22 protein-coding genes, 1 other RNA gene and 1 pseudogene are annotated in these 25488 nt (G+C 62.4%); 12 read left to right on the forward strand and 12 right to left on the reverse strand.

What is annotated here, in order from left to right; translation table 11 throughout:
• The first annotated feature begins 114 nt into the window (after window positions 1-114).
• Window positions 115-1701: an alkyl hydroperoxide reductase subunit F gene (gene ahpF, locus AACW18_RS13340; protein ID WP_218388929.1), complete on the forward strand. Its 1587-nt coding sequence runs from the start codon at window positions 115-117 to the stop codon at window positions 1699-1701.
• A gap of 189 nt (window positions 1702-1890) precedes the next feature.
• On the forward strand, window positions 1891-2136 hold the full coding sequence (locus AACW18_RS13345; protein WP_218388930.1) for a hypothetical protein: 246 nt from the start codon (window positions 1891-1893) through the stop codon (window positions 2134-2136).
• A 146-nt stretch (window positions 2137-2282) separates the two neighbouring features.
• Here the strand turns inward: AACW18_RS13345 and AACW18_RS13350 are convergent, their stop codons facing one another.
• Together AACW18_RS13350 and AACW18_RS13355 are read right to left on the reverse strand one after the other, a co-directional pair.
• Window positions 2283-3842, reverse strand: a complete 1560-nt coding sequence (locus AACW18_RS13350) for a GGDEF domain-containing protein (protein ID WP_218329081.1) — start codon at window positions 3840-3842, stop codon at window positions 2283-2285.
• A gap of 362 nt (window positions 3843-4204) precedes the next feature.
• A complete protein-coding gene (locus tag AACW18_RS13355; protein WP_218388931.1) occupies window positions 4205-4954 on the reverse strand; it encodes a class I SAM-dependent methyltransferase in 750 nt (249 codons plus the stop codon).
• A 171-nt stretch (window positions 4955-5125) separates the two neighbouring features.
• Between AACW18_RS13355 and AACW18_RS13360 the strand changes: the two genes are divergently transcribed.
• The 3 genes from AACW18_RS13360 to AACW18_RS13370 all read left to right on the forward strand — a co-directional run bounded on the left by AACW18_RS13360 (window position 5126) and on the right by AACW18_RS13370 (window position 6653).
• Window positions 5126-5332 (forward strand): hypothetical protein, encoded by a 207-nt coding sequence (locus AACW18_RS13360; protein WP_218388932.1) that lies wholly within the window; start codon window positions 5126-5128, stop codon window positions 5330-5332.
• Window positions 5333-5398: 66 nt separating this feature from the next.
• Window positions 5399-6106, forward strand: coding sequence for a dihydrofolate reductase family protein (locus AACW18_RS13365; RefSeq protein ID WP_218388933.1), 708 nt, complete (start codon window positions 5399-5401; stop codon window positions 6104-6106).
• A gap of 61 nt (window positions 6107-6167) precedes the next feature.
• Window positions 6168-6653, forward strand: coding sequence for a VOC family protein (locus tag AACW18_RS13370; protein WP_218388934.1), 486 nt, complete (start codon window positions 6168-6170; stop codon window positions 6651-6653).
• 144 nt (window positions 6654-6797) lie between these two features.
• Here AACW18_RS13370 and AACW18_RS13375 read toward each other — a convergent pair whose 3' ends face one another.
• The 4 genes and pseudogenes from AACW18_RS13375 to AACW18_RS13390 form a co-directional block, all read right to left on the reverse strand.
• Entirely contained in the window at window positions 6798-7253 is a 456-nt protein-coding gene (locus AACW18_RS13375; protein ID WP_218388935.1) for a LysR substrate-binding domain-containing protein, read from the reverse strand.
• Window positions 7228-8883 carry an SEL1-like repeat protein gene (locus AACW18_RS13380; protein WP_218388936.1) on the reverse strand — a complete coding sequence of 552 codons (1656 nt, stop codon included), beginning with the start codon at window positions 8881-8883 and terminating at the stop codon, window positions 7228-7230. The genes AACW18_RS13375 and AACW18_RS13380 overlap by 26 nt, the downstream gene beginning before the upstream one ends.
• 926 nt (window positions 8884-9809) lie before the next feature.
• Window positions 9810-9951 (reverse strand): annotated as a pseudogene (locus AACW18_RS13385) (IS3 family transposase); the annotation flags it as partial.
• Between the two features lie 41 nt (window positions 9952-9992).
• Window positions 9993-10328: a helix-turn-helix transcriptional regulator gene (locus AACW18_RS13390; RefSeq protein WP_042652424.1), complete on the reverse strand. Its 336-nt coding sequence runs from the start codon at window positions 10326-10328 to the stop codon at window positions 9993-9995.
• A 219-nt stretch (window positions 10329-10547) separates the two neighbouring features.
• Here AACW18_RS13390 and AACW18_RS13395 point away from each other — a divergent pair, with 219 nt between their 5' ends.
• Window positions 10548-11216 (forward strand): hypothetical protein, encoded by a 669-nt coding sequence (locus AACW18_RS13395; RefSeq protein WP_218290906.1) that lies wholly within the window; start codon window positions 10548-10550, stop codon window positions 11214-11216.
• A 201-nt stretch (window positions 11217-11417) separates the two neighbouring features.
• Here the strand turns inward: AACW18_RS13395 and gcvP are convergent, their stop codons facing one another.
• The 6 genes from gcvP to AACW18_RS13425 all read right to left on the reverse strand — a co-directional run bounded on the left by gcvP (window position 11418) and on the right by AACW18_RS13425 (window position 19916).
• Window positions 11418-14294, reverse strand: a complete 2877-nt coding sequence (gcvP, locus tag AACW18_RS13400; protein WP_218388937.1) for an aminomethyl-transferring glycine dehydrogenase — start codon at window positions 14292-14294, stop codon at window positions 11418-11420.
• A 264-nt stretch (window positions 14295-14558) separates the two neighbouring features.
• Window positions 14559-14948 (reverse strand): glycine cleavage system protein GcvH, encoded by a 390-nt coding sequence (gcvH, locus tag AACW18_RS13405; RefSeq protein ID WP_042652427.1) that lies wholly within the window; start codon window positions 14946-14948, stop codon window positions 14559-14561.
• 78 nt (window positions 14949-15026) lie between these two features.
• A complete protein-coding gene (gene gcvT, locus AACW18_RS13410; protein WP_218388938.1) occupies window positions 15027-16124 on the reverse strand; it encodes a glycine cleavage system aminomethyltransferase GcvT in 1098 nt (365 codons plus the stop codon).
• Window positions 16125-16587: 463 nt separating this feature from the next.
• Window positions 16588-17823 carry an FAD-dependent 2-octaprenylphenol hydroxylase gene (locus AACW18_RS13415; RefSeq protein ID WP_218388939.1) on the reverse strand — a complete coding sequence of 412 codons (1236 nt, stop codon included), beginning with the start codon at window positions 17821-17823 and terminating at the stop codon, window positions 16588-16590.
• Window positions 17824-17915: 92 nt separating this feature from the next.
• Entirely contained in the window at window positions 17916-19139 is a 1224-nt protein-coding gene (gene ubiH / locus AACW18_RS13420; protein WP_218290902.1) for a 2-octaprenyl-6-methoxyphenyl hydroxylase, read from the reverse strand.
• 207 nt (window positions 19140-19346) lie between these two features.
• Window positions 19347-19916, reverse strand: a complete 570-nt coding sequence (locus AACW18_RS13425) for a UPF0149 family protein (RefSeq protein WP_042652431.1) — start codon at window positions 19914-19916, stop codon at window positions 19347-19349.
• Window positions 19917-20089: 173 nt separating this feature from the next.
• On the opposite strand from AACW18_RS13425, the gene zapA reads away from it, so the two are divergent.
• The 6 genes from zapA to AACW18_RS13455 all read left to right on the forward strand — a co-directional run bounded on the left by zapA (window position 20090) and on the right by AACW18_RS13455 (window position 25434).
• A complete protein-coding gene (zapA, locus tag AACW18_RS13430; protein ID WP_042652432.1) occupies window positions 20090-20422 on the forward strand; it encodes a cell division protein ZapA in 333 nt (110 codons plus the stop codon).
• Between the two features lie 16 nt (window positions 20423-20438).
• Window positions 20439-20621: non-coding RNA, 6S RNA (gene ssrS / locus AACW18_RS13435), on the forward strand.
• A 206-nt stretch (window positions 20622-20827) separates the two neighbouring features.
• Window positions 20828-21844, forward strand: a complete 1017-nt coding sequence (locus tag AACW18_RS13440; protein WP_218388940.1) for a LacI family DNA-binding transcriptional regulator — start codon at window positions 20828-20830, stop codon at window positions 21842-21844.
• A 51-nt stretch (window positions 21845-21895) separates the two neighbouring features.
• The gene (locus AACW18_RS13445; protein WP_218388941.1) at window positions 21896-23383 is read left to right on the forward strand and encodes a sugar ABC transporter ATP-binding protein; all 1488 of its coding nucleotides are present in this window, start codon (window positions 21896-21898) and stop codon (window positions 23381-23383) included.
• Entirely contained in the window at window positions 23364-24356 is a 993-nt protein-coding gene (locus AACW18_RS13450; protein WP_218388942.1) for an ABC transporter permease, read from the forward strand. Before AACW18_RS13445 ends, AACW18_RS13450 begins: the two co-directional genes overlap by 20 nt.
• Before the next feature lie 109 nt (window positions 24357-24465).
• Window positions 24466-25434 carry a substrate-binding domain-containing protein gene (locus AACW18_RS13455; RefSeq protein ID WP_218388943.1) on the forward strand — a complete coding sequence of 323 codons (969 nt, stop codon included), beginning with the start codon at window positions 24466-24468 and terminating at the stop codon, window positions 25432-25434.
• Window positions 25435-25488 lie beyond the last annotated feature (54 nt).

The raw sequence follows: 25488 nt of genomic DNA on the forward strand, positions 1-25488 counted from the left end.
CAAGGGCCGGTCTGCTTTCTGGCTCAGTGCTTTCTGCGTTCACTGTTTTTTGCATCCAGTGCTTTCTGTATCCAGTAATAGTGCCGACCCGCCATAACAAGAAGGAATTCGAAGATGTTAGATACCAACCTCAAACAGCAGCTCAACGGTTACTTGCAGTACATCGTCAATCCCATCGAGATCAGCGTGTCCGGCAATGACAGCGACAAGTCCGCGGAGCTGCTGGCCCTGGCCACAGAAATCAGCGACATGTCCCCCAAGATTTCCATGACCGATGGCACTGCCGCTCGCAAGCCTTCCATGAGCATCGCGCCGAAGGGCCAGGCCCCGCGTGTTCATTTTGCCGGCATCCCCATGGGTCATGAATTCACCTCCCTGGTGCTCGCCCTGCTGCAAAGCGGCGGCCACCCCTCCAAGGCCGATCCGGCCGTGCTGGAGCAGGTCAAGAACCTGAAGGGTGAGTTCCACTTCGAGACCTATATATCCCTCTCCTGCCACAACTGCCCGGACGTGGTACAGGCCCTGAACCTGATGGCCACCCTGAACCCCGGCATCACCCACACCATGATCGACGGTGCCCTGTTCCAGGATGAGGTGAATGAGCGTCAGATCATGGCGGTGCCGAATGTCTACCTGAACGGTCAGCCGTTCAGCCAGGGCCGCATCTCGCTGGAAGAGATCGTCGCCAAGCTCGATACCGGCGCAAGCGAACGCAAAGCCGCCGAGCTGAGCGAGAAAGCCCCCTACGACGTACTGGTCGTCGGTGGTGGCCCGGCTGGCGCCGCCGCCGCCATCTATGCCGCCCGTAAAGGGATCCGTACCGCCATCGTCGCCGAGCGTTTCGGTGGTCAGGTAATGGACACCGTCGGCATCGAGAACTTCATCTCCGTGCCCTACACCGAAGGCCCCAAGCTGGCCGCCAGCCTGGAGCAGCACGTCAAGCAGTACGGCGTGGAAGTGATCACCGAGCAGCGCGCCGCCGCCATCAGCAAGGATGGCTACGTGAACGTGGCGCTCGCCTCCGGTGCCACCCTCAAGAGCCGCGCCGTGATCCTGGCCACCGGTGCCCGCTGGCGCGATCTGAACGTGCCGGGCGAGCTCGAGTACCGCACCAAGGGCGTGGCCTACTGCCCGCACTGCGACGGTCCCTTCTTCAAGGGCAAGCGCGTGGCGGTGATCGGTGGTGGTAACTCCGGCATCGAGGCCGCCATCGACTTGGCCGGCATCGTCGAGCACGTCACCGTCGTGGAATTCGCCGACACCCTGCGCGCCGACGAGGTACTGCAGAAGAAGGCGCGCTCCATGGGCAACATCGACATCATCATGAGCGCCCGCACCACCGAAGTGATAGGTGACGGCAGCAAGGTGGTCGGCATGGATTACGAAGACCGCACCACGGGTGAGATCAAGCACCTGGCGGTAGCCGGTATCTTCGTGCAGATCGGCCTGGTGCCGAACACCGAGTTCCTCAAGGGGGGCGAAGTAGCACTGACCCGCTTCGGCGAGATCGAGATCGACACCAAGGGCGCGACCTCACTGCCCGGTGTCTACGCCGCCGGTGACGCCACTACGGTGCCGTTCAAGCAGATCATCATCTCCATGGGTGCCGGTGCCACCGCCGCGCTGGGGGCGTTCGATTACCTCATCCGCAATGCGGCGCCGGAAGCCGCCGCCGTCAAGGCCGATGCCGTGACCGCATGATAGGCGCATCGCCAATAAAAAAGCCGACTCCCTGGAGTCGGCTTTTTTTATCTCCCTTGCAGGCCCGGCATGAGAGAGATAGTGCCTCCCTGACCAGACGGCTTGCTAGCCCTGGCCTCCCCGCCCCCATCGATAACCCCAGCATAGACGGGCTATCCTTAATGGGGTCCCATCACGGAGGTAGTCAAAATGAGGCTCATGTTGTTGTTGGCAGGCCTGCTCTTCGCCGGCACTGCCTTCGCGTTTCACTGTCCCATGGACATGAAGAGGATTGACGATGCCCTGGCCGCGGGCCCTCCCATCAGTGCCGAGCGGCTGGCCGAGGTGAAGCAGCTGAGGGCCGAGGGCGAGATCCTGCACAAGGAGGGCAAGCATCAGGAGTCCATCGATACCCTGGCCAAGGCCATGACCCTGCTTGGCATCGACAAGACCTGATCCCGCCTGCACGTCCTGGCGACGAGAGGCATCATCCGGCCGGTGATGCCCAACGCAGAGGCGATACAAACAACAAGGCCCTCGCCATGGCGAGGGCCTTGTCATGCGGGAGCCGTGTCACGCTCATCGAGCGAACGCTATGCCGCTTACTCTCCCTCGATGCGATAGATGCGGTTCTTGCCGGCCCGTTTGGCCTGATACATGGCATTGTCGACCATGGCCAGCAGCTCCTCGGGGGTGCGGCCATTACTGCTGCCGATGCCGGCACTGAAGGTGACCAGCATCCCCTTCTCCCGCCACTTCAGCTCGCTGACACGGCAACGCCACTGCTCCATCAGCGCCTCGGCCTCCGCCAGCGTGCCGTGTTCGAAGAGGGCGACCAGCTCCTCGCCGCCGTAACGGCACAGGGAGGCACTCTCACCCAGCAGCTCCTGACCCAGCTCGACGCTGCGACAAAGCGCCGCATCTCCGCCGGTATGGCCATAGACATCGTTGATCTGTTTGAAGTTATCCAGATCGACCAGGGCCAGCACGAAGGGGCTTCCCTCCTCATGCAGCTGACGAAGGCGCCCATCCAGGAAGCGTCGATTGTAGATGCCGGTCAGGGCGTCCCTGTGTGCCATGTCAAACGACTCTTGCAGGTGATCAGACACCTGATTCAGCGCCTGATCCAGCAACGCCATCTCCGGGAACACCGGCAGGACGCTCGATGAGGGCCCCCCCATAGCGCCGGCACCGAGTTGGCGGATCCGGTTGACCAGGCTGTCGATGAGCACCAGCAACCGCAGGCGGAAGAAGGCCGACATGGTGATGAAGAGCGCGCAGGCGACGACCAGCAGCCCCAGGGCGAGGCTGCCTCCCAGCACGGCGACCGAATCTCGCCTGGGTTGTACCGTGATGGCCAACCAATGTTCACGCTTGGGTAGCGTCCCATAGGCCACATACTCGTTGCTCTGCTCCGAGTAGAAGGAGCCGGATTGCGAGGTCAGGCGCGCCAGCCAGGGGGCCTGCAATATCTGGCCGTTGTAGGCCGACTGCGAGCTCACCAGGATCTGGTTGGTGCGGCGATCGATCACCATGTGGCTCAAGGCGTTGTCCCCGTACAGCATGTCTCTGAGCATCTGTGACCATTCCGCGACGTTCACATCGGTGCCGATGACACGGGCCCCCTCCTGCTGGCCATCCGTCAGCCGATGGGCGAGGGTCAGGATATAGTCGCCGGTTAAGATGTCCTGATAGGCCGGCGTCCAGTAAAACGTCCGGGCCGCCAGCGCCCCCTTGAACCAGGCGCGGGAGTTCACATTGACCCTGGCGTTCACCCAGGCCTGATCCGCCTCCTCACTGCCGGAGAAGAAACGTCCGGTCGAGTCGGCATAAAAGATCAGCGTGATCAGGGAGTCGAGGGCGGCCTTGTTACCCCAGAGTTCGCGGTATTCCTGCCGGGCCCGGGTCGACGAGATCACCGGGTTCAGTTTGTCCGCGGTGACCTCGACGGCCATCAGCTGCTCGATGTGATCGAGCATTCTCGCCTCGGCGACCACGGCCATGCTGTTGAGGCTGACCAGCTTCTGCTCAACGACCACCCCATGGTTGTAGACCGAGAGGGCAAACATGCCGCCGATCCCGAGCAGCATCGGCAAGGCCAACAGCCAGAGATAGCCCGTGATAAAGGCAAAATTTTTCTTCGTGCGTTTGAAAATCAACATACCTGGGGTCCTGCTCATCACCTCGTGGTGCACCCTGCCATGCGGCATGGCTCCATCGGAGGGCGCACAGTATGCCGCCATCACTTTAGGGGTAGTGAATCATTTTCCCGACCTCATTCAACTGTGATTCAGGCAACTTTTTCATCAAAATGGGGTTTCGTTAAGTGGAACAGAGAGATAGGAGATATTTTCTGGGCAAAAAAAAACCAGTGGGCAAGCCCGCCGGTTTCGCCCTCCGCGAGGAGGGATCCTGGAACAAGGGGACAAACGGGGCACTTCGTCGGCAGACAGCGCCATCGGCAGGGGCTTTAATGAACATCACCCTGCCCGTGTCTCCCCCTGGTGTCCCCCATCGCCCGGGGCTAGACCCGGCCGCTGTAGACCAGGGTGCAATAGTTGAAGGCTATCTGGCCATCGACGGCGCAGCGGGCAAACTCGCGGCGGATCAGCGCCGTCAGCCCCTCATAGGCCGGTGTGCCCATGGCGGGCGCATAGGAGGAGGAGTTGAGCCGCCCCAGTACCCCGTCGAGGTCGAACAGCTGGCGGTTCTCGAAACGATCGAGCCGATAGTCCCCCTCGAAGAAGGCGCGAAAATCGGCCTCGCCGAGATTGCGATGGTTCACCTCCTCATAATCCCCGGAATAGGTGCGCAGCCCCGCCTCATAGGCCTCGAGGAAGGGGGTATTGGTCAGCCTGTCGTTCCAGATCAGCGCAACCCGGCCACCGGGCCTGAGCAGCCGACGGCATTCGGCTTTGAAGGCGGCGCGGTCGAACCAGTGGAAGGCCTGGGCGACGGTGACGAGATCCACGGCGCCCGCAGGCAAGCCGGTGGCCTCCGCACTGCCACTGTGCCAGCTGAGGTTGCCGGCCCCCGCCAACAGCCGCTCGGCGGCGCTGCGCATCTCGGCATTGGGCTCCACCGCCCACAGCTGACTCACCCTGGGCGCCAGCAGCGCCGTCAGTATGCCGGTGCCCGCCCCTATGTCGGCGACCACAGCCGAGGGCCCCATGCCGAGCTCCTGCGCCAGAAAATCCAGCATGGCCGCCGGGTAGCCGGGGCGATACTTCACATAGGCCTCGACCCGGGCCGAGAATCGCTGGGTACTGTCCATTGCTCACTCCTCTCTGGTTATCTCTGTGCCAACCCTGCGCCACGCCGCCCACTGGCAATGATTCAGGCATGGGCGCGCGTCGCCCTCCCCTGGTGGCCAGATTCACTATGCCACTACACTCAACACAGCACGAGCACATCAGGTCGGCTATCCAGCACCGCAGGAGTCCCCATGCCGAGATCCCACTATCTGCTCCCCCTCATCGCGGCCCTGCTGAGCGGATGCGGCGCCGAGGTGGTTGGCACGGCCGTGATCAACGGGAAACTGCAGGCAGAGCAGGCAGAACAAGCCAAGGCGCAGGCGGATCAGCTCAAACTGCAGCTCGATGAGGCCATGCGAGCCACTCAGGCTGCCGCTTCCGCGGCCAATTCCCAGTAAACACACCGCTCCGCACCAGCCTGACTAGCCCCTTTACCCGACTCGCATCACCACAGGAGGATTGCCATGAGAAGAGTCATCGTCTCTGCCTTTGTGTCCCTCGACGGCATCATGCAAGCCCCCGGCGGGCCAGAAGAGGACCCCACCGGCGGCTTTGCCCTTGGCGGCTGGATGTTCAACTATGCGGACGACAGCATGGACATCTCGGCCGCGGGCTTCGACGGCAAGGATCGCGAGCTGCTGCTCGGGCGCAGAACCTACCAGATCTTCGAGGCCTACTGGCCTTATCAGCCCCATGATCACCCCATCGCCAAGACGCTCAACGCCGCGAAGAAGCACGTCGCCTCGCGCACCCTGACGCGGCTCCAGTGGCACAACTCGAGCCTGCTTGAGGGCGATGTCGTCGCGGCCGTCATCGCCCTCAAGGGCCAGCCTGGCCCCGATCTGCAGGTGATTGGCAGCGGCAACCTGATCCAGACGCTCCAGGCCGCGACCCTGGACCCGTCGCTGGGTATGCCACTGCCGGGTATGCCACTGATAGACGAGTACCACCTCTGGACCTTTCCGGTGGTGCTTGGCCGGGGCAAACGCCTGTTTGGCGAGGCGGCCAGGCCATCGGCACTGCGGCTGGTGCGCTCCCGGGTGTCAGACTCCGGCGTGCTGATGAGCACCTATGTACCGGACGGCGATATCCAGCCCGGCACCTTCCCCGGCAGCGCACCGAGCGAGCTGGAGTTGGCCAGGCGCCAACGGATGGCCAATGCTAAATGGTGATGAAAAAGGACCCGCCTCCCTTGTGGCGGCGCAGGACGGCCTATCAGGATGGAGAAATGACATGAATACCCCCGCAAAGAACACCATTTGCCTCTGGTATGACGGCGATGCCGAGGAGGCGGCGCAGTTCTACGCCAGCACCTTTCCCGACTCCTCCGTCGGCGCTGTGTACCTGGCGCCTTGCGACTTTCCGTCGGGCATGCAAGGGGATGTGCTGACGGTCGAGTTCAGGGTGATGGGGATCCCCTGCCTCGGGCTCAATGGCGGACCCGGGGTCAGGCACAACTGGGCGTTCTCGTTTCAGGTCGCCACCCAGACCCAAGCCGAAACGGATCGCTACTGGCACGCCATCATCGACCACGGTGGCCAGGAGAGCGAGTGCGGCTGGTGCCAGGACAAGTGGGGTATCTCCTGGCAGATCACCCCGGTCGCCCTGCTGCAGGCGATCACCGATCCCGACCCCGCAGCCGCCAAGCGCTCATTCGATGCGATGATGCAGATGAGAAAGATCGACATCGCGACCATAGAGGCGGCGCGCCGCGGTTGAGATTACTATCGCCTCAGGATGCATCTCGTATAAAAACAAAGCCCTCACCAACTGGCGGGGGCTTTTACTGGGGATAAAACGGCTGGTTCAAGTGGGAAACTGATTGCCTATCAAATGCCATATCAGGCACCGTACCACAAACCTTTAGTCAGACAACATCACCTCGATAAAGGCCTTGGCCGCCGCGGTCAGGGTTTTATGGGGGGCATAGATCAGCGAAAAAACGCGCAGGCGCCCGCGCAGTTCCAGCATGATTTCCGCCAGAGTGCCGCGCGCAATCCGCTCGGCGACGATGAAATCATAAGCCTGACAAATACCCAGCCCGCTCTCTGCCAGCGACACGACACCGAGGGGATCATCGGTGACCTCCAGCGCGGCCTCCGGCATCCAATCCACATCCACGCCCCCCTCGCACAATTGCCAGGGGAGCGCGCGGCCGGTGCTGGGGATCAAAAACAGAATACAGCGATGGGTTTTTAATTCCGCCAACGAAGAAGGCATGCCCATGCGCTCGATATAGTCGGGCGCCGCGAATAGCCCCAGGGGTACCTCTTCCAGCTTGCGCGCCAGCTCGTTACGGCTTGGATGGATACTGCTCAAAATAGCGACCAGCCAGTGCCTGCGCAGCTGCCAGTGTGGCGGGGGGCAATTCCTTGGCCACAGCGTCGCGCCACTCGGCCGCCTTGCCACTGCCGTTGGCCGCGGCAACCGAGAACCAGGCATATGCCTGTTTGACATCCTTCGGCACCCCTTGGCCGCTGGCATACATCATCCCCAGGCTGGTTTGCGCCCCGGCATACCCCTGTTCGGCGGCCTTGCGGTACCAGGCCGCGGCCTGCTTGAAGTCCTTTGGCACCCCATCGCCGCGGTAATACATCACCCCCAGGCTGGTTTGCGCCCCGGCATACCCCTGCTCGGCGGCCTTGCGGTACCAGGCGACCGCCTGCTGGCCGTCTTTTGGTACCCCCTGCCCGTGTTCATACATCACCCCCAGACTGGTTTGCGCATTGACCTCACCCTGCTCGGCGGCCTTGCGATACCAGGCGAGCGCCTGCTTGAAGTCCTGTGGTACCCCATCGCCGTGGTAATACATCAGGCCCACGTTGTTTTGCGCATCGGCATCCCCCTGCTCGGCGGCCTTACGGTACCAGACGAGCGCCTGCTGGTCGTCCTGTGGCACCCCTTCACCCCGTTCATACATCACGCCCAGATTGAACTCCGCTTTGGCATATCCCTGCTCGGCGGCTTTGCGATACCAGGCTAACGCCTGCAGGAAGTCCTGTGGCACCCTTTGGCCGCGGTAATTCATCACCCCCAGGTTGTTCTGCGCCATGGCATACCCCTGCTCGGCGGCTTTGCTGATCCAGGCGAGCGCCTGCTTGAAGTCCTGTGGCACCCCTTCGCCGTTGTAATACATTACCCCCAGGTTAAATTGCGCATGGGTATCCCTTTGCTCAGCTGCCTTGCGATACCAGGCAGCGGCCTGCTTGAAGTCCTGTGCTACCCCCTGGCCGCGGTAATACATCAGTCCCAGGTTGTATTGTGCCCCGGCATCCCCCTGCTCGGCGGCTTTGCGGTACCAGGTGAACGCCTGCTGGTCGTCCTGTGGCACCCCTTTGCCGTGGTCATACATCACGCCCAGGTTGAATTGCGCATTGGCCTCCCCCTGCTCGGCGGCTTTGCGATACCAGGCGAACGCCTGCTTGTCGTCCTGAGACACCCCTTGGCCGGTGGCATACATCAGGCCCAGGCTGCTTTGCGCCTTGGCATCCCCCTGCTCGGCGGCTTTACTGCTCCAGGTGAACGCCTGCTTGAAATCCTCTGGCACCCCTTGGCCGGTGGCATGCATCAGGCCCAGGTTAAATTGCGCCTGGACATCCCCTTGTTCGGCGGCCTTGCGATACCAGGCCGCGGCCTGCTTGTAGTCCTGTGGCCCCCCTTGGCCGCGGTAATACATCAGGCCGAGGTTGTATTGCGCCCCGGCATCCCCCTGCTCGGCGGCCTTGCGGTACCAGGCAAGCGCCTGCTTGAAGTCCTGCGGCACCTCTTCGCCGGTGGCATACATCAGGCCCAGGTTAAATTGCGCCTTGGCATCACCCTGCTGAGCCAGAGCGACAACATCGCCTGCCGGGGCCTTCACGCTGGCTTTCTCTTGCTTGTCTGTTGTCGGCTCCGCTTGCCGATCGGGGCAACCGGTTACCAGCAACACCGCCAACAACGGTGCCAACATCGTTTTTTTCATCCCTGGATACCGCCCTGCTGATGTTTGTTCCCCTTTCGCATTGTAGTGCAGCCGGTTATTGAGTCTCCAATCACCACGGGATGGATGGCGCTGCCAGAACTCGGTGGCCTGGTGCAACCACAGAGCGCAGCCTCGATGGATGTCCGGCTGGGTGGATTGAGAGTCCTCAGCGGAGTTTTATTGCGAGCGATGAACATGCCGCGGCCCTGTTGATCAAGGCCGAGACCGGGCCAACACCAAGTACAGTCAGAAGACGAATAAAAAAGACCCTGCCAATGCAGGGTCCTCTAGTTTCCAACTTCAATGTCACGATTTCCAACTTAAATGGCCGTGATCATCACCACCTGATCACGACCATTTAAGTTGGAAACAGGCAGGTCAAAAAATTCAATAAGTTATCGATACCCAATGTGACATTTAAGTTGGAAACTCAAAAGCGAACCTCCACCTGTACCACAAGCAAATAAGACATTGAAGTTGGAAACCAATCTCCGTTTGACCTGATAGCGTTCATGTAACTTAATTACAAAAATAGGTGACTATTGCAGGTGGCTTCACCTGCGAGGCGGGCAGCGAAAAATCCACTTCGATGCATAACGCCTCACGGTTGAAGTCGTCTATCACATTGAACAACCGTACCGATGCGTATTCCGGCCAAGTTGAACAGCGATTCCGGAATCTGTGTACACCATTTCCGGAAAGGATGCCGACAGGGAGTACTCGAGCAGAAGCTGAGCTTTGAGGGGAGGCATCTTTTCGACTCGCCGAACAAGCCAGCAGCCAAGCACAGCACGGCACGGCACGGCACGGCAGTTATCATGCCCACAGGTCGAATCATGACCGTTCATTTGGCTCCAGAGTACGTGTCCAGAGCAGTCCGGAATAGGTGTTCATTTACGGCCGGAATATGCAACCGAGCGGCCATCAGACAGTTGGTCATGCATGAAGTCCATCGACCAGCAACTATTGGACCGCCAACGCCGCCGGTTTGGCACGTACCAGCCGTTTCCTGGGCTTTATCCGCAAGTTGAGTGCCAGTTCCCGATAAATCCGGTGAGCTAAAGATCCTGTATATGAATGGATATTGATGAACTCGATTACCATTCGCTGACCACTTTTTTACTTTGTGTGTCGGGTGTACCGGACGCTCTCCGCCGTTTTTTTCCTGCTAACTTGGCAAGTTGAAGTGGTGAGACGGGCACTGGGGGCAGGAAGCTATCAAGCTGGTCGGCAATATTCATTGCTCGCATCAATCTGACGACGGTGACTAGATCGGCATTGCCTGTCTCGGCGTGGATCACTTTCTTGCGAGTCACACCTGCCAGTGTTGCAAGTGCTGCCTGAGTGATATTGAGATTCAACCGTACCCGCTGCAATCTCACCCCCAGCTCTTGGGTGATAGCATCGACAGGATCGCTATTGGAGATGTTCATGTTATGTTCCATTATCGGGACACTGGAGCCTTTTAATGCCGTTAAGTTCCATATATGGAACATAATAGAAATGACGAGTAACACCGTCAAGGTTCCTTTTGGGGAACTAATTTGGCAATAAATGCCATATAAATCCGTTTTCAGCTCTATCGTATTTGCTAAATATTCACGGGCCACCGTACAACAGGCGGGTCATCGAGAAGCCTCAGGAGCAGTAACATGACGCATCAAACCCTCACCGTAGAAAATAGCCGCATTCGCGTCACCGTCAGCCGCGACCTAGCCGATCAATTCCTGCCAACGGGCGTTATCGGTCGCGATGAATCCCCCGGTCAGGCGCAACGTGGTCGTCTGCTTTCTGCCGCGATGGGCAAATTGGCCAGCGCAACCGAATTGCGCCTTCGGCTCACTAACGCTATCGAGCTGGCTGATGTACTCGCGCTGGCCCACAAGCTCCTGGTGCGTGATTATCTGGAGGAGCACAGTCACTACAACGTCAACGAGGTGATCATGCGCCTCGAAGAGGGCCATCTCATGCACAAATACATGGCCCAAGAGGTCACGCTTGCCAACGAGTATGCTCGCGGTGTCTTGAAGCCAATTTCGCAAGACGACGCCCGTCTTTACGTGGCGTCAAAGGTGATGGCTGGGGTGCTCTCCCCCCATGAATGCAGGCAACTGGAAACCCGCGTTGAGCTATTGCTGAGCCGCATTGGCATCGATGCAACAGAGGCCCTGGATAAAGCCCGTCACGCCTTGCAAGCGCAGGCCAACATCGCGCACTACTATCACATGTGTCGTGCCAATATGACGGGTTGGGAGATTGAGGTCATCGGGGAACTACCGGCCCAAGTGGGCCTATCTCGGTTGCTGCCAAAGGACGATTGATGTATCGCAATCCCAGACCCGATAAAGTCTGCTGATACAGGGTTTTATCGTTTCCAATTTTAATGACCGCGAGCACCCATGAATCGCTCTAAAAAGATCAAATCTGATCTGTTTTGTAATTTAATTGCATATTTTATGGACGAGAATAAAAAAGACCCTGCCAATGCAGGGTCCTTGAGTTTCCAGCTTAAATGGCCGTGATTACTTGGCGTAATCCTCGGTCGGGATGCAGGAGCAGAACAGGTTGCGATCGCCATAGACGTCGTCGATGCGGTTGACCGAGGGCCACAGCTTGGCGGCGCGCACGGCGTCGGAGGGGAAGACCGCCTCGGCGCGGCTGTAACCGCGCGCCCACTGCTCGTCCATCACGTCATCCTGGGTGTGGGGCGCGTTGACCAACGGGTTGTCGGTCAGGCTCCAGTGGCCGTCCTGCACCTTGCCGATCTCGGCGCGGATGCGGGTCATGGCCTCGACGAAGCGATCCAGCTCGCGCTTGGATTCGGATTCGGTCGGCTCGACCATCAGGGTGCCCGCCACCGGGAAGCTCATGGTCGGCGCGTGGAAGCCGTAGTCCATCAGCCGCTTGGCCACGTCCATCTCGCTGATGCCGGAGGCTTCCTTGAGCGGACGGATGTCCAGGATGCACTCGTGAGCCACACGGTTGTTGCGACCGGTGTAGAGCACGGGGAAGGATTCCCCCAGCTTCTTGGCCAGGTAGTTGGCGTTGAGGATGGCCACCTGAGTGGATTTCTTCAGCCCCTCGTCCCCCAGCATGGCGATGTACATCCAGCTGATGGGCAAAATGCTGGCCGAACCGAACGGAGCCGCGGAGACGGCGCCGTTGTTGCGGCTCTCTTTGTCGGTCTTGACCACCGCATGACCGGCCACGAACGGCGCCAGGTGCTGCTTCACACCGATGGGGCCCATACCCGGGCCGCCACCGCCATGGGGAATGGCGAAGGTCTTGTGCAGGTTTAGGTGCGACACGTCCGCGCCGATAAAGCCCGGTGCGGTGAGGCCCACCTGGGCGTTCATGTTGGCACCGTCGAGGTACACCTGACCGCCGTATTGGTGAACGATGTCGCACACCTCCTTGATGGTCTCCTCGTACACCCCGTGGGTGGATGGGTAGGTCACCATCAGGCAGGAGAGCTGATCCCCCACCTCGGCGGCCTTGGCGCGCAGATCGTCGAGATCCACGTTACCGAACTTGTCGCAGGCGGTGACGATGACCTTGAGGCCCGCCATCTGGGCGGAGGCCGGGTTGGTACCGTGGGCCGATGCCGGGATCAGGCAGACGTCGCGATGCCCTTCGCCGCGGGACTCGTGATACTTCTTGATGGCCAGCAGGCCTGCGTATTCGCCCTGGGCGCCGGAGTTCGGCTGCATGCAGACGGCGTCATAACCGGTCACCTTCACCAGCCAGTCTTCGAGGTCTGCCAGCAGCAGCTGGTAGCCCTTGGTCTGGGCCAGCGGGGCGAAGGGGTGCAGCTTGCCAAACTCGGGCCAGGTCACCGGGATCATCTCGGCGGTGGCGTTGAGCTTCATGGTGCAGGAGCCCAGGGAGATCATGGCGTAGTTCAGGGCCAGATCCTTGGCTTCGAGACGGTGGATGTAGCGCAACATCTCGGTCTCGGAGTGGTACTTGTTGAACACCTCGTGAGTCAGCACCGCATCGCTGCGCAGCAGATCCTGCGGGATGGCCTGATGAGCCTGGGCCTTGGCATCCAGTGCCTCGACATCCAGCCCGTGCCCTTGGCCCAGGAAGAGCTCAAACAGCTCGGCCACGTCGCCGCGGGTGCTGGTCTCGGACAGGGATACCCCGACGGCGCCATCCAGATCGGCCCGCAGGTTGATGTGCAGGACCTCGGCCTTGGCGATCAGGGCTGCCTTGTCGGCGGTCAGCACAGTGATGGTATCGAACCAGCTGTCGTGCTTGAGGCTCAGCCCCTTGGCCTTGAGCCCCAGCGCCAGGATGCTGGTCAGACGGTGCACCCGGGAGGCGATGGTCTTGAGCCCCACCGGGCCGTGGTAGACGGCGTAGAAGCTCGCCATGTTGGCCAGCAGCACCTGAGCGGTACAGATGTTGGAGTTCGCCTTCTCGCGGCGGATATGCTGCTCGCGGGTCTGCATCGCCATGCGCAGGGCAGATTTGCCACGGGCATCCTTGGAGACGCCGATGATGCGACCCGGCATGGAGCGCTTGTAGGCGTCGCGGGTGGCGAAGAAGGCGGCGTGCGGGCCGCCGTAGCCCATGGGCACGCCGAAGCGCTGGGCGGAGCCGAACACCACATCGGCGCCCAGTTCACCCGGGGATTTGAGCAGCAGCAGGGAGAGCATGTCGGCGCCGACACAAGCCAGCCCCTTCTGGGCCTGGACCGCGGCAATCAGGGCGCGCAGATCGGTCACATTCCCGGTGGTACCCGGGAACTGGAACATGGCACCGAACACCTCCTCGCTCACCGCCTGGGCAGCCGGACCGACGCTCACGTCGAAGCCGAAGTGCACCGCGCGCTCCTTGACCACGTCGATCACCTGGGGGTGCACGTCGTCGGCCACGAAGAAGAGGTTGGATTTGGACTTGGCCATGCGCTTGGCGAGCGCCATGGCTTCGGCGGCGGCGGTGGCCTCATCCAGCAGGGAGGCGCTGGCCAGATCCATGCCGGTCAGATCCAGGGTGAGCTGCTGGAAGTTGAGCAGTGCCTCGAGACGGCCCTGGGCCAGCTCCGGCTGATAAGGGGTATAGGCGGTGTACCAGCCCGGGTTTTCCAGCACGTTGCGCAAGATGACGTGGGGCACGTGGGTGTCGTGATAACCCATGCCGATGTAGCTCTTGGCGATCTGGTTCTGGGCGGCGTAGCCCTTGAGCTTGGCCAGCGCCTCGACCTCGGTCATGGGGGCACCGATGCCGAGCGGGCCCAGGCGGCGGATGGCGGCGGGGACCGTCTGTTCGATCAGATCGTCCAGGCTCTCGGCGCCCACTTCGGCCAGCAGGGCGCGCAGTTCTTCCTCACCCGGGCCGATGTGACGGCGGATGAAATCGGTTTTTTGCTCGAGTTCAAACAGTGACTGGGTCATTTCCCTATTCCTGATAGATGTTCCTGATAGCCGGCACGGGCCGACTCCACTCATGTTCTGGGCACCGCGGGCACTCTTCTGGCGCGGGCGGCACCGGATGCTGCGGGAGCATCGGCGGGGGGTCGCGATGCTGGCGCCGGCTCACCCCCAAGTGCGGGCGGCAAGCGGATTGGCGCGGGCGACTTCACCCCGTCCACCTAGCGACGGACGCCGGTGGGCTGTCATACAAAAAAGCCCTGCAAATCATTGCAGGGCCCGACAGTCTTACTCTTCGTCTACCACGTTCTGGTAGCCTTCGGCATCCAGCAGGTTGGCCAGCTCAGCGGCGTCATCCAGCTTGATGCGGAACAGCCAGCCGGCGCCGTAGGGGTCGGAGTTGACCAGCTCGGGGCTGCCTTCCAGCTCTTCGTTGATGGCGATGATCTCGCCGCTCACCGGGCTGTAGATGTCGGAGGCGGCTTTCACCGACTCGGCCACGGCGCAGTCTTCACCGGCGCCAATTTGCTTGCCCACTTCCGGCAGATCGACAAACACCATGTCTCCCAGCAGATCCTGGGCGTGTTCGGTGATACCGACCACGGCCTCACCGTTGGCTTCAACACGGACCCACTCGTGGGAGGTGGCATATTTCAGTTCGCTCGGGATATGGCTCATTTGTGCTTCCTTTATGCTCTTGGATCGCTTCAACAAAAATGGTTCGGCGAAGGGGCACCCCTTCGCCGCGATGGATGATTACACCAGGGACTGGCCGTTACGGACGAAGGCCGGCTTGGTGACTTTGACGGTGACAAGCTTCTTACGGATCTCCACCTGGGCCTCGGCGCCGATGTCACGGGGCACCCGCGCCAGGGCAATACTGTAGCCCAGGGTGGGGGAGAAAGAGCCGGAGGTGATCACACCTTCGCGCGACTCACCGCTGGCGCTGGTGAAGGTGACCGGCATGCCGGCGCGCAGCACCCCTTTCTCTTCCATCACCAGACCCACCAGCTTGGGCTGGGTGCCGGCGGCCTTCTGGGCCTCCAGCGCGGCGCGGCCGATGAACTGGCGATCGGCGGGCTCCCAGGCCAGGGTCCAGGCCATGTTGGCGGCGAGCGGGCTGATGCTCTCGTCCATGTCCTGGCCGTAGAGGTTCATGCCGGCTTCCAGACGCAGGGTGTCGCGGGCACCCAGACCGCAGGGGGCCACGCCGTTATCCAGCAGCGCCTGCCACAGGGCACAGGCCTGCGGCTCTGGCACCACGATCTCGTAGCCATCTTCCCCGGTGTAGCCGGTGGTGGCGATGAACAGATCCCCCGCCTGCACGCCGAAGAAGGGCTTCATGCCGGCGACGGCCGCGTTTTGCTCGGCGTTGAATACTTTGGCCGCCTTGGCCTTGGCCTGGGGGCCCTGCACCGCGATCATGGCGAGCTCGGGGCGCTCGGTCACGCTCACGGCGAAGTCGATGGCGTGGTGGCGGATCCAGGCCAGATCCTTGTCGCGGGTGGCGGAGTTCACCACCAGGCGGTAGAAGGTATCGGTCAGGTAATAGGTGATGAGGTCATCGATGACGCCACCGTCCGGATTGAGCATGCCGCTGTAGAGGGCCTTGCCGGGGACGGTGAGCTTGGCCACGTCGTTGGCCAGCAGGTGTTGCAGGAAGGCTTTGACCCGCTCGCCGGTCAGGTCGACGATGGTCATGTGGGAGACATCGAACATGCCCGCATCGGTGCGCACCGCGTGGTGCTCTTCCAGCTGGGAGCCGTAGTTGATGGGCATTTCCCAACCGTGGAAGTCCACCATCTTGGCGCCAGCTTCCAGGTGTTTGGGATGCAGTACAGTAGTCTGGATCATCGCTGTGTTTCCTTAAGCGTTAGCGACAACACTCGCAATCCGTCCCATCTCGCTTGAACATCAGGAAGGGAGACAGGATCACAAGGTCTGTGCTCGTTCCCGCCCTTGCGGGCAAGAGTGATTCCTTGAACGGAGCGGATTATATGACAAGAGCGCTAGGGCGCCGCTCAAAAAAAACTAATCCGCTCACGGCAAACTGAGACCAGACACTAAGGTAAAAACAGTGATAAAAACAGTACATGACCGACATTTGCGAGATTTAATGTTGATTTTTACCGTTCCATCACAATTTGCAGAAAAACGTTTCGCCTGGCGCCAACATTAAAGGCTGACACCCCGCAGGGGCAATCAGCCTCGTCAGATTAGTTTTATTGTTAAAAACCCCGAGTAATATTAGATTTTTTCACCCTTGGTCTGCGCCTGCGGCTCGCCGTCCAATCCCATCACGGCCCGGATCACCCTCTTACTTCAGCCGGGTCGGCAAATTTTTCCCCTTGGCCAAGGCGGGCAACTCACCGTCCAGCCCCATGGCGGCCCGGATCACCCCTTGCTTGAGCGGCGTCAGCCCATCGACCGCCCGCAGCCCCACCCCGCGCATCAGCTTCTTGAGCGGATGATTGCCGCTGAACAGCCGCTTGAGCCCCTCCATCGCCGCCAGCATGCGGGCGGCCTCGCTCTTGCGCCAACGCTCGTAGCCGCGCAGGTTGGCCAGCAGGCCGATGTCCGCCCCCGCGTTGTGGCTGCGCAGCAGTTGCTCGGCCAGGGCCGCCGCATCCAGCAGGCCCAGATTGACCCCCTGCCCCGCCAGCGGATGTATGGTGTGAGCCGCATCCCCCACCAGCACCAGCCGTTCGCGGGCAAAATCGCGGGCATAGCGGGCGGTGAGCGGGATGGCGCTGCGGGCCCCCTCCACCTTGCACAGTCCCAGCCGGCCGTCGAATGCCGTGGTGAGCTGGCGGTTGAACTTTTCGTCATCGCAGGCGCACAGCGCCTCGGCGCGGGCGGCGGGCACCGACCAGACGATGGAGCAGAGATCCGGCTGCCACAGGGGCAGGAAGGCGAGCGGGCCATCCGGGGTGAAGATCTGGCGCGCCACCGCCTCATGGGGCTCCTGGGTGCGCACCGTCGCCACCAGGGCGTGGTGGCCATAATCCCAGCTGGTGAGCGGGATGTCGGCCTGGCGACGCACCCAGGAGTGGGCGCCATCGGCCGCCACCACCAACCTGGCCGAGAGGGCACGGCCGTCGTCCAGCAGCAGGACTGAGCCCGCCGGGCCGCTCTGCAGGCTGGCGGCCCGGGCCGGGGTGAGCAGGCTGATGTTGCTCGCCCCCGCAATGGCATCCAGCAGCGCCAGCTGGATGACCCTGTTCTCGACGATGTGGCCGAGTGCCGGTTGGCGCAGACTGGCGGCATCGAAGTCGATATGGCCGAAGCTGTCCTGCTCCCACACCTGCATCCTGTCGTACGGCTGCAGGCGCCGCGCCGCGATCCCGGCCCAGGCACCGACCCCTTGCAGTATCTGCTGGCTGGCGAGGCTCAGGGCGCTGACCCTGTTGTCCGGCGCGTCCCCGAGCGCGGGATCGGGCAGTTGCCCCTCCACCACCACCACCTTGAGCGCACTCTCCCTGAGCGCGGCGGCGAGCCCAAGGCCCACCATGCCACCACCCACGATCACCACATCCACCGTCTGCATTTGCATCATCTATTTCCTTTCATACCCGGCCGCACCGGGCCACCGGGAACATAAACCGGGGCAGGTCTGGCCTGCCGGTCGGACGCTCGACGCATCCCTCACCTTGTCGCCGTCTGGCTGACGAACCCCAGCGTCTGGGCTGCCAGCGGTGCCTTGAGGCAGGGCAGCCGTCCCATCAGGGAGAGCGCCAGGTTGCGGCCCGCCACCAGGGGTGCGTGGCCATTGGAGAAGAGCTGGGCCAGGGACGAGGTCAGCCAGATGGTGTGGGCCTGATCCTCCTGGCGCCGCCGCCAGTAGCGGCTCAGCACCCCGAAGCTGCCGATCTCTTCCCCGGCCGCCAGCGCCTGGGCCACCGCCTGGGTGAGCAAGTCCAGATCGCGCATGCCGAGGTTGAAGCCCTGCCCGGCGATGGGGTGCAGCAGATGGGCGGCATTGCCCACCAGCACGGTGCGCTGGGCCAGCGGGTAGTCGGCGGCGGTCAACACCAGTGGATAGAGGTGGCGCTGGCCGCTGCGCTCGAAGCGCCCGAGCCGCCAGCCAAAGGCCTGCTGCAGGTGGGTCAGGAAGGCGGCGTCATCCAGCGCCATCAGTGCATCCGCCTCGGCTCGGGCGACGCTCCACACCAGGGAGGAGAGCCCGTCCTGCATCGGCAGCAGCGCCAGCGGCCCCCCCTCGGTGAAACGTTCGAACGCCCGGCCGGCCGGATCTTGCGCCGTCCTGACGGTGGCGATGATGGCGCTCTGCTCGTAGTCGTGGCGGGTCACCGCCAACTTGAAGTGCTGGCGCACGAAGGAGTTGCCCCCGTCGGCCGCCACCAGCAGCCGGCTCTGGTAGCGCTCACCGCTCGCCAGGGTCAGGACCACCCCCTCTTCGAGCGGCTCAATGGCCGAGAGCTGGGCCGGGCAGCACATCCGGATATGGGGGCAGGCGGCGATCCCCCGCTGCAGCTCGATGCCCGCCGCCGACAACTCGATCACCTGACCGAGCGCGGGCAGTCCGTACTCCGCCGCCGACAGCCTGGCCTGGCCGGGATGACCCCTGTCCGAGACGTGGATGTCGGTGATGGGGGCGCAGTGAGGGGCGAAGCGGGACCAGAGACCGTGGCGCTCAAGCGCCTCGCAGGTACCGGCCGAGAGGGCGATGGCACGGGCATCGAAACCGGGATGGGCATTGAGTTCGGGGGCGCTCGCCTCCAGCAGCAGGATCTGCAGGGGCGCACCGGTCGGCCCGCGCAGGGCCGCGAGGGAGAGCGCCAGCACGGCGCCACTCATACCACCGCCGACGATAGCCACATCGACGTGAACCAGAGAGGATTGAGACATGAGATGAGGGGAAGCAGCTAAAACATGGGCTCATGCTATCACAAAGCCGGGGGGCGGGATGCGAAGCCACGGGCAAAAACCGATTCTGGGCCATCGCTTAGCCGGGCAATCCGCTGCCAGGCTTGGCCCTCCCCAATACAACGCTCCCATACACAAAGAGCGCCCTTCGGCGCTCTTTTCATGCAATGACGGGCACAGTCACGGGGATCAGTGCAGGGTCGGCGGCGTGTTCGGGGCATCTGGGCGCTTGCCGAACTCTTCGAAGGTCATCATGACCCCGAGGCGCACATGCTCGTAGAGCACCAGGAAGGAGGCTTCGTTCTCGTCATCCTCCTGATCGAATTCGGCAGAGACCTGGGTGATGCTGGCGATATCCTGGATCATCTCCTGCAGCTCTTCCGAGGCCTTGGACAGCTCCTGCTGCACCACACCGAAACCGGCAAGGAAGGCCTGGGACCAGTCCACCAGGGCGTCGATACGCTCATCGAGCGGCTCCTCGTCGCTTGGCAACAGCAGCTCGACCCCTTTCTGGGCCATCAGGCTCTCGATCACCTCGTGATAGAGATCGGTCATCAGCTGGCGCACCGGTGCCGGCAGGCCGAAACCGTCGTTGACCAGATCGTTGAAGGGGGGCAACCAGCTCTTGTCATCCAGTGCCACGCCACCGCAGACCAGGCCACAGATCACGCCATGGGCCTCGACAGCAGTCGCCATCAGCTCGTGCTGTTCCATCAGGTCGGCCACGACCGCGTATTTCGGGGGGTTCGTTTTGCTCATCGAAGATCCGCTCAAAGTTCAGGCAAATATGCAAAATTTATGGCAAGGATCCTAGCATTCTCCCCCTTCCAGGGCCAGCAAGGCCTTGAAACTTCTGTATCTGCGCTATATAGTCCCGCCCAGTTGTCCACGTGGATAAAGGCGGAAATCAGCCCCGCCGTATTGAGGAAGGCATGAGCATAGAGGCCGTAGAAATCGTCATCTTGGGACGTCCCTACAAGGTATCCTGTCCCCTGGGACAGCAGGATGCCCTGCGCCAGGCCGCCGACCAGCTGAGTGACAAGCTTATCGAGCTGCGTCAACGCTCCAAGGTCTCCAGCAATGAACAGCTTGCCATCATGGCGGCGCTCAACTTCTGTCATGAGCTCTGCCTTGAAAAAGACAAGAACCACCAATATTCTGAGACCATGGACAAGCGGATCAAGATGCTGCAGCGCACCATCGAAGCTGCCTTGATCGAGCACGGACAATATGGTGATTCCAGCGAGCAGGGCCTGCAGCCCTAAACGCGACCCGTTTTAAAATTCCCTGGGATGTGCGTCAGCCGGTTCAAGTCCCCGAGCCGATAATCATACCCAACAGGAGTTCTATCTTCTGACTATTGCGCATGCTCGGCCCGACCGAGAAGCCTGCGGCCAGTTTAGATCTCCGCCTTGAACTCACGGTTCAAGGGCCCAAACCGGCAACGGCATCTCCGGGGTACCTACAGTAAAAAGCCCGTCATCATGATGACGGGCTTTTTTTATCCGCGGCCCGCGCCCAGCCCCTCCAACACCGCAAAACCTTTATTAAAAATACGCATAATATCAATGCGATATCTATTTGTTATTTTTTTGTTACTGCAACCTTGCGAACTCTCCCGGTCTCACCTAAAAATGTAATCGATTACATTTTAAACACAGGAAGCTGGAATGAGCCGCCCCCCCGCCCCCGTCAACCCCATCTCCATGGCCGCCGTGGCGGCCCTGGCCGGGGTGTCGGTCGCCACCGTCTCCAGGGTGCTGAACCATCAGGAGGGGGTCACCGGCAAGACCAAGGCCAAGGTCAACCTCGCCGTCGAGGAGCTCGGCTATAGAGTCAATCAGCTGGCCAACAGCCTGCGCACCGCCAGAAGCTGGCTGCTGCTCATCATTGTGCCCGACCTCACCAACCCCTTCTACATCGAGATAGTGCGTGGCATAGACAGAGTGGCCCGCCAGCACGGCTACTTCGTGCTGCTGTGCGACACCGGCGCCGATCCGGGCCGGGAGCGCTCGGCCTTCGAGCTGCTGCGCACCCACAGAGCCGACGGCGCCATCTGTCTGGATCCCGACTCCATCCAACTGGGGCTGAGCCAGGAGATCAACACGCTGCCCTGGGTCGCCTGCTGTGAGTTTGACCCCGCCATGCAGGTTCCCTACGTGGGCATAGATAACCAGGCGGCGGCGGCGGAGGCGATCCGTTATCTGCTGAGCCGGGGCCACAGCCGCATCGCGCTGATAGGCGCGGATCCCGCCTACCTCTACGCCCGCCAGCGCGAGGCCGGGGTCCGCCAGGCCCTGGCAGAGGCCGGACTGACCCTGGCGGAGGAGTGGAACATCCGGGTCACCAGCTTCAGCTTCCTGGCTGGGGCCGAGTCGGCGCAGCGCTTGCTCCGTTGCCCGCAACGCCCGACCGCGGTCTTCGCCGTCGCCGATGCGCTGGCCATCGGCCTGATGCACAGCCTGCAAGAGGCGGGGCTGCGCATCCCGGACGACATCGCCATCATGGGCTTCGATGACATCGCCATGAGCGCCCAGCTCAATCCGCCGCTCACCACCATGGCGCAACCCATGGACGAGCTCGGTGCCGAGGCCGCACGCCTGCTGCTGCAGCGCTTGAACGCCCCCGACACCCCGCTGACCGGCCGCCTGCTCCCCCATCGGCTCGTCAGCAGAGGCAGCGCCTGATGCAAGCCCCCCCAAGCAGGCCATTCTGGCTGATCACAACAGGAGAAACTGATGAGCCTCAGTGTCGAATTTAGCGGCGTCTGCAAGGACTTTGGGCCCATCAGGGTGCTGCACGGGGTCGACTTCAGCCTGGCGCCGGGGCGGGTCTACGGCCTGCTGGGGGAGAATGGCGCCGGCAAGTCCACCCTGATGAAGATCCTAGCCGGTTACGAGCCGATCAGCGCCGGGCTGATCCGCATCGATGGCGAGGAGCGCGGCTGGCACTCCTCCCGCGAGGCGGAGCAGGCGGGCATAGTGCTGATCCACCAGGAACTCAACCTGGCCGAGCACCTCACCCTGACCCAGAACCTGTTCCTCGGCCATGAGCTGACCAGAGGCGGCCTGCTGGACGAGCACACCATGGCGACCCAGGCGCAGCACTATCTGGAGCTGGTCGGGCTGCAACGCGCCCCCGCCACCAGGGTGCGCCAGCTCATAGTGGCGGAGAAGCAGCTGGTGGAGATCGCCAAGGCGCTGTCACGCCAGGCCCGCCTGCTGATCATGGATGAACCGACCGCCACCCTGACCCCGGGGGAGACGGCGCGGCTGTTCGCCCTCATCGCCAGGCTCAAGGCACAGGGCACCACCATCATCTACATCTCCCACAAGCTGGACGAGGTCCAGCGCATCACCGACGAGGTGGTGGTCATGCGCGACGGCCGCTTCGTCAGCCGGGGCGAGACATCGTCGTTCAGCCGTCAGCAGATGGCCAACCTCATGGTGGGGCGCGAGATGTCGGACATGTTCCCGCCCAGGCTGCCGCCGCCGGAGGGCACGGAGATCGCCCTCGCGGTGAGCGGGCTCTGCGTCCCCGGCTGGGTGGAGGATCTCGACTTTGAGGTGCGCAGCGGCGAGATCTATGGCTTCGCCGGGCTGGTAGGGGCCGGCCGCACCGAGGCCTTCGAGGCCATCCTTGGCTTGCGCGAGCGCAAGGCGGGCAGGATCCAGCTGGCAAGCAAGGAGGTGCGCATCGACAGCCCGCGCGCCGCCGTGCGCCAGGGGCTCACCTATCTGCCGGAGGATCGCAAGGGCAAGGGGCTGCACCTGCAGCTCGGGCTGGCCGAGAACCTCACCCTGATGACGCTGGCACGCTATGCCCACCCCTGGCTGGACAAGGGGGCGGAGCGGGCGGCCCTCACCCGGGCCATCAATGATTTCGGCATCAAGGCCGGCTCCCACTCGGCCCGGGCCCGCATGATGTCGGGGGGCAATCAGCAAAAATTGGCCCTCGCCAAGTTTCTGCACCCGGACCCCAGGGTCATCGTCCTCGACGAGCCCACCCGGGGGGTGGATGTCGGTGCCAAACGTGACATCTATTTCCTGATCCAGCGACTGGCCGCCGAGGGGCGCGCCGTCATCGTCATCTCGAGCGAGCTGATCGAGCTGATCGGCCTGTGCCACAGAGTCGCCGTGCTGCGGGCCGGCCGCCTCCAGGCGGTGCTGCCCGCCCATCATCTGACCGAAGAGGAGTTGATCGCCTATGCAACAGGTACCCACTGAAAGCCGCAAAGAGCGGTTGCTCTCCCTGCTAGCGGAGACGGGCCCGCTGCTGGGGCTGATCCTGCTGTGCCTGCTCGGGACCCTGCTCAACCCCGACTTCGCCACCCTGGACAACTTGCTCAACGTGCTGACCCGCACCGCCTTCATCGGCATCATAGCGGTGGGCATGACCTTCGTTATCATGTCCGGCGGCATCGATCTCTCGGTCGGCGCCATGGCCGCCCTGATCGCCGGCGCCATGATCCTCGTCATGAACCGGCTCGGCGCCGGGGCGCTGGCGGATGCCCCCCTGCTGGTGGTGATCCTCGGCATAGGGCTGGCCTTGCTGCTCGGCCTGTTGTTTGGCGCCGGTCACGGCCTGCTCATCACCAGGGGCAAGATTGAGCCATTCATCGTCACCCTCGGCACCCTCGGCATCTTTCGCGCCGTCCTGACCTATCTGGCCGATGGCGGTGCCCTGACCCTGGACGATGCCCTCAGCGATAGCTACAGCCCCGTCTATTACGGCAGCCTGCTGGGCGTTCCCATCCCGGTCTGGGTCCTGCTGCTGGTGGCGCTGGCGGGGGGGCTGCTGCTCAACCGCACCGCCTTCGGCCGCCATGTGCAGGCCATCGGCTCCAACGAGCAGGTGGCGCGCTACGCCGCCATCCGGGTCGATCGGGTCAAGCTGCTCACCTATGCGCTGCTGGGGCTCTGCGTCGGCATCGCCACCCTGCTCTATGTACCGCGCCTCGGCTCCGCCACCCCCACCACCGGGCTGCTGTGGGAGCTGGAGGCCATCGCCGCCGTGGTGGTGGGGGGCACCTCCCTCAAGGGGGGAGAGGGGCGCATCTTCGGCACCCTGGTGGGCGCCATACTGCTGTCGGTCATCAGCAATATCCTCAATCTGACCAGCATCATCAGTGTTTACCTCAACGCCGCCGTGCAGGGCATCGTGATCATCATGGTCGCCTTCATGCAACACAGGCGTTGAGACTGTTGTGGACAGGAAGGCGAAGAAACGGCAGTGAAACGAGCGGCGGGGTCTCCCCTCGCCAGCGACAAGGAACGGGCGCAAGCCCAACAGTCAAGAGGCTATCAAGATGAACAAGATGCTACACAACTTAACACTACACACCTTGGGCGCCTGCGCCCTCATGATCGCTGCCGGCAGCGCCTCGGCGGCCGAGAAGATGACCCTGGGGGTCTCCATCCCGACCGCGACCCACAGCTTCACCGCCGGCATCGTCTGGTGGGCCAACAAGGCCAAGGAGGATCTGGAGAAGGCCAATCCCGATCTCAAGGTGATCGTCAAGACCGCCGCCAATGCCCCAGAGCAAGCCAACCAGCTGCAGGATCTGCTGACGGTAAACAAGATTGACACGCTAGTCATCTTCCCGTTTGAGTCAGCCTCCCTGACCAAGCCGGTCGCCCAGGTCAAGCAGAAGGGGGTCTATGTCACCGTGGTCGATCGGGGGCTGACCGACGTCAGCGCCCAGGATGCCTACGTGGCCGGGGATAACACCGCTTTCGGCAAGCTGCCGGCCGAGTTCATGGCCAAGACCCTGAATGGCAAGGGAGACATAGTCGCCCTGCGCGGCATTCCGACCACCCTGGACAACGAGCGCTTCGAGGCCTTCAGCGGGGTGATGAAGCAGCATGGCGGCATCAAGATCCTCGACGCCAAATATGGCAACTGGAACCGGGATGACGCCTTCAAGGTGATGCAGGACTTCCTGACCCGCTTCAAGCACATCGACGCCGTCTGGGCCGCCGATGACGACATGGCGGTGGGGGTGCTCAAGGCCATCGATCAGGCCAAGCGCACTGACATCAAGCTGGTGTTTGGTGGCGCCGGGGCCAAGGGGGCGATCAAGACCCTGATGGACGGCAGCGATCCCCGCATCCAGGCCAACGTCTCCTACTCCCCCAAGTTCATGTATGACGCCATCATGCTCACCGCAGAGGCTCGCCTCAAGGGCGAGCGCCTGCCGGCCAACACCATCATCCCCTCGGTGCTGATCACCCCGCAAACGGCCAAGGAGTTCTACTTCCCCGACTCCCCGTTCTAAGGGATGGCTGGCGACCGGAGGCTCCGGTCGCCAGCCTGTCGTCCTGAGACTCAC

It is taken from the genome of Aeromonas sp. sia0103, assembly GCF_963895295.1.
Lineage (GTDB): Bacteria > Pseudomonadota > Gammaproteobacteria > Enterobacterales > Aeromonadaceae > Aeromonas > Aeromonas encheleia.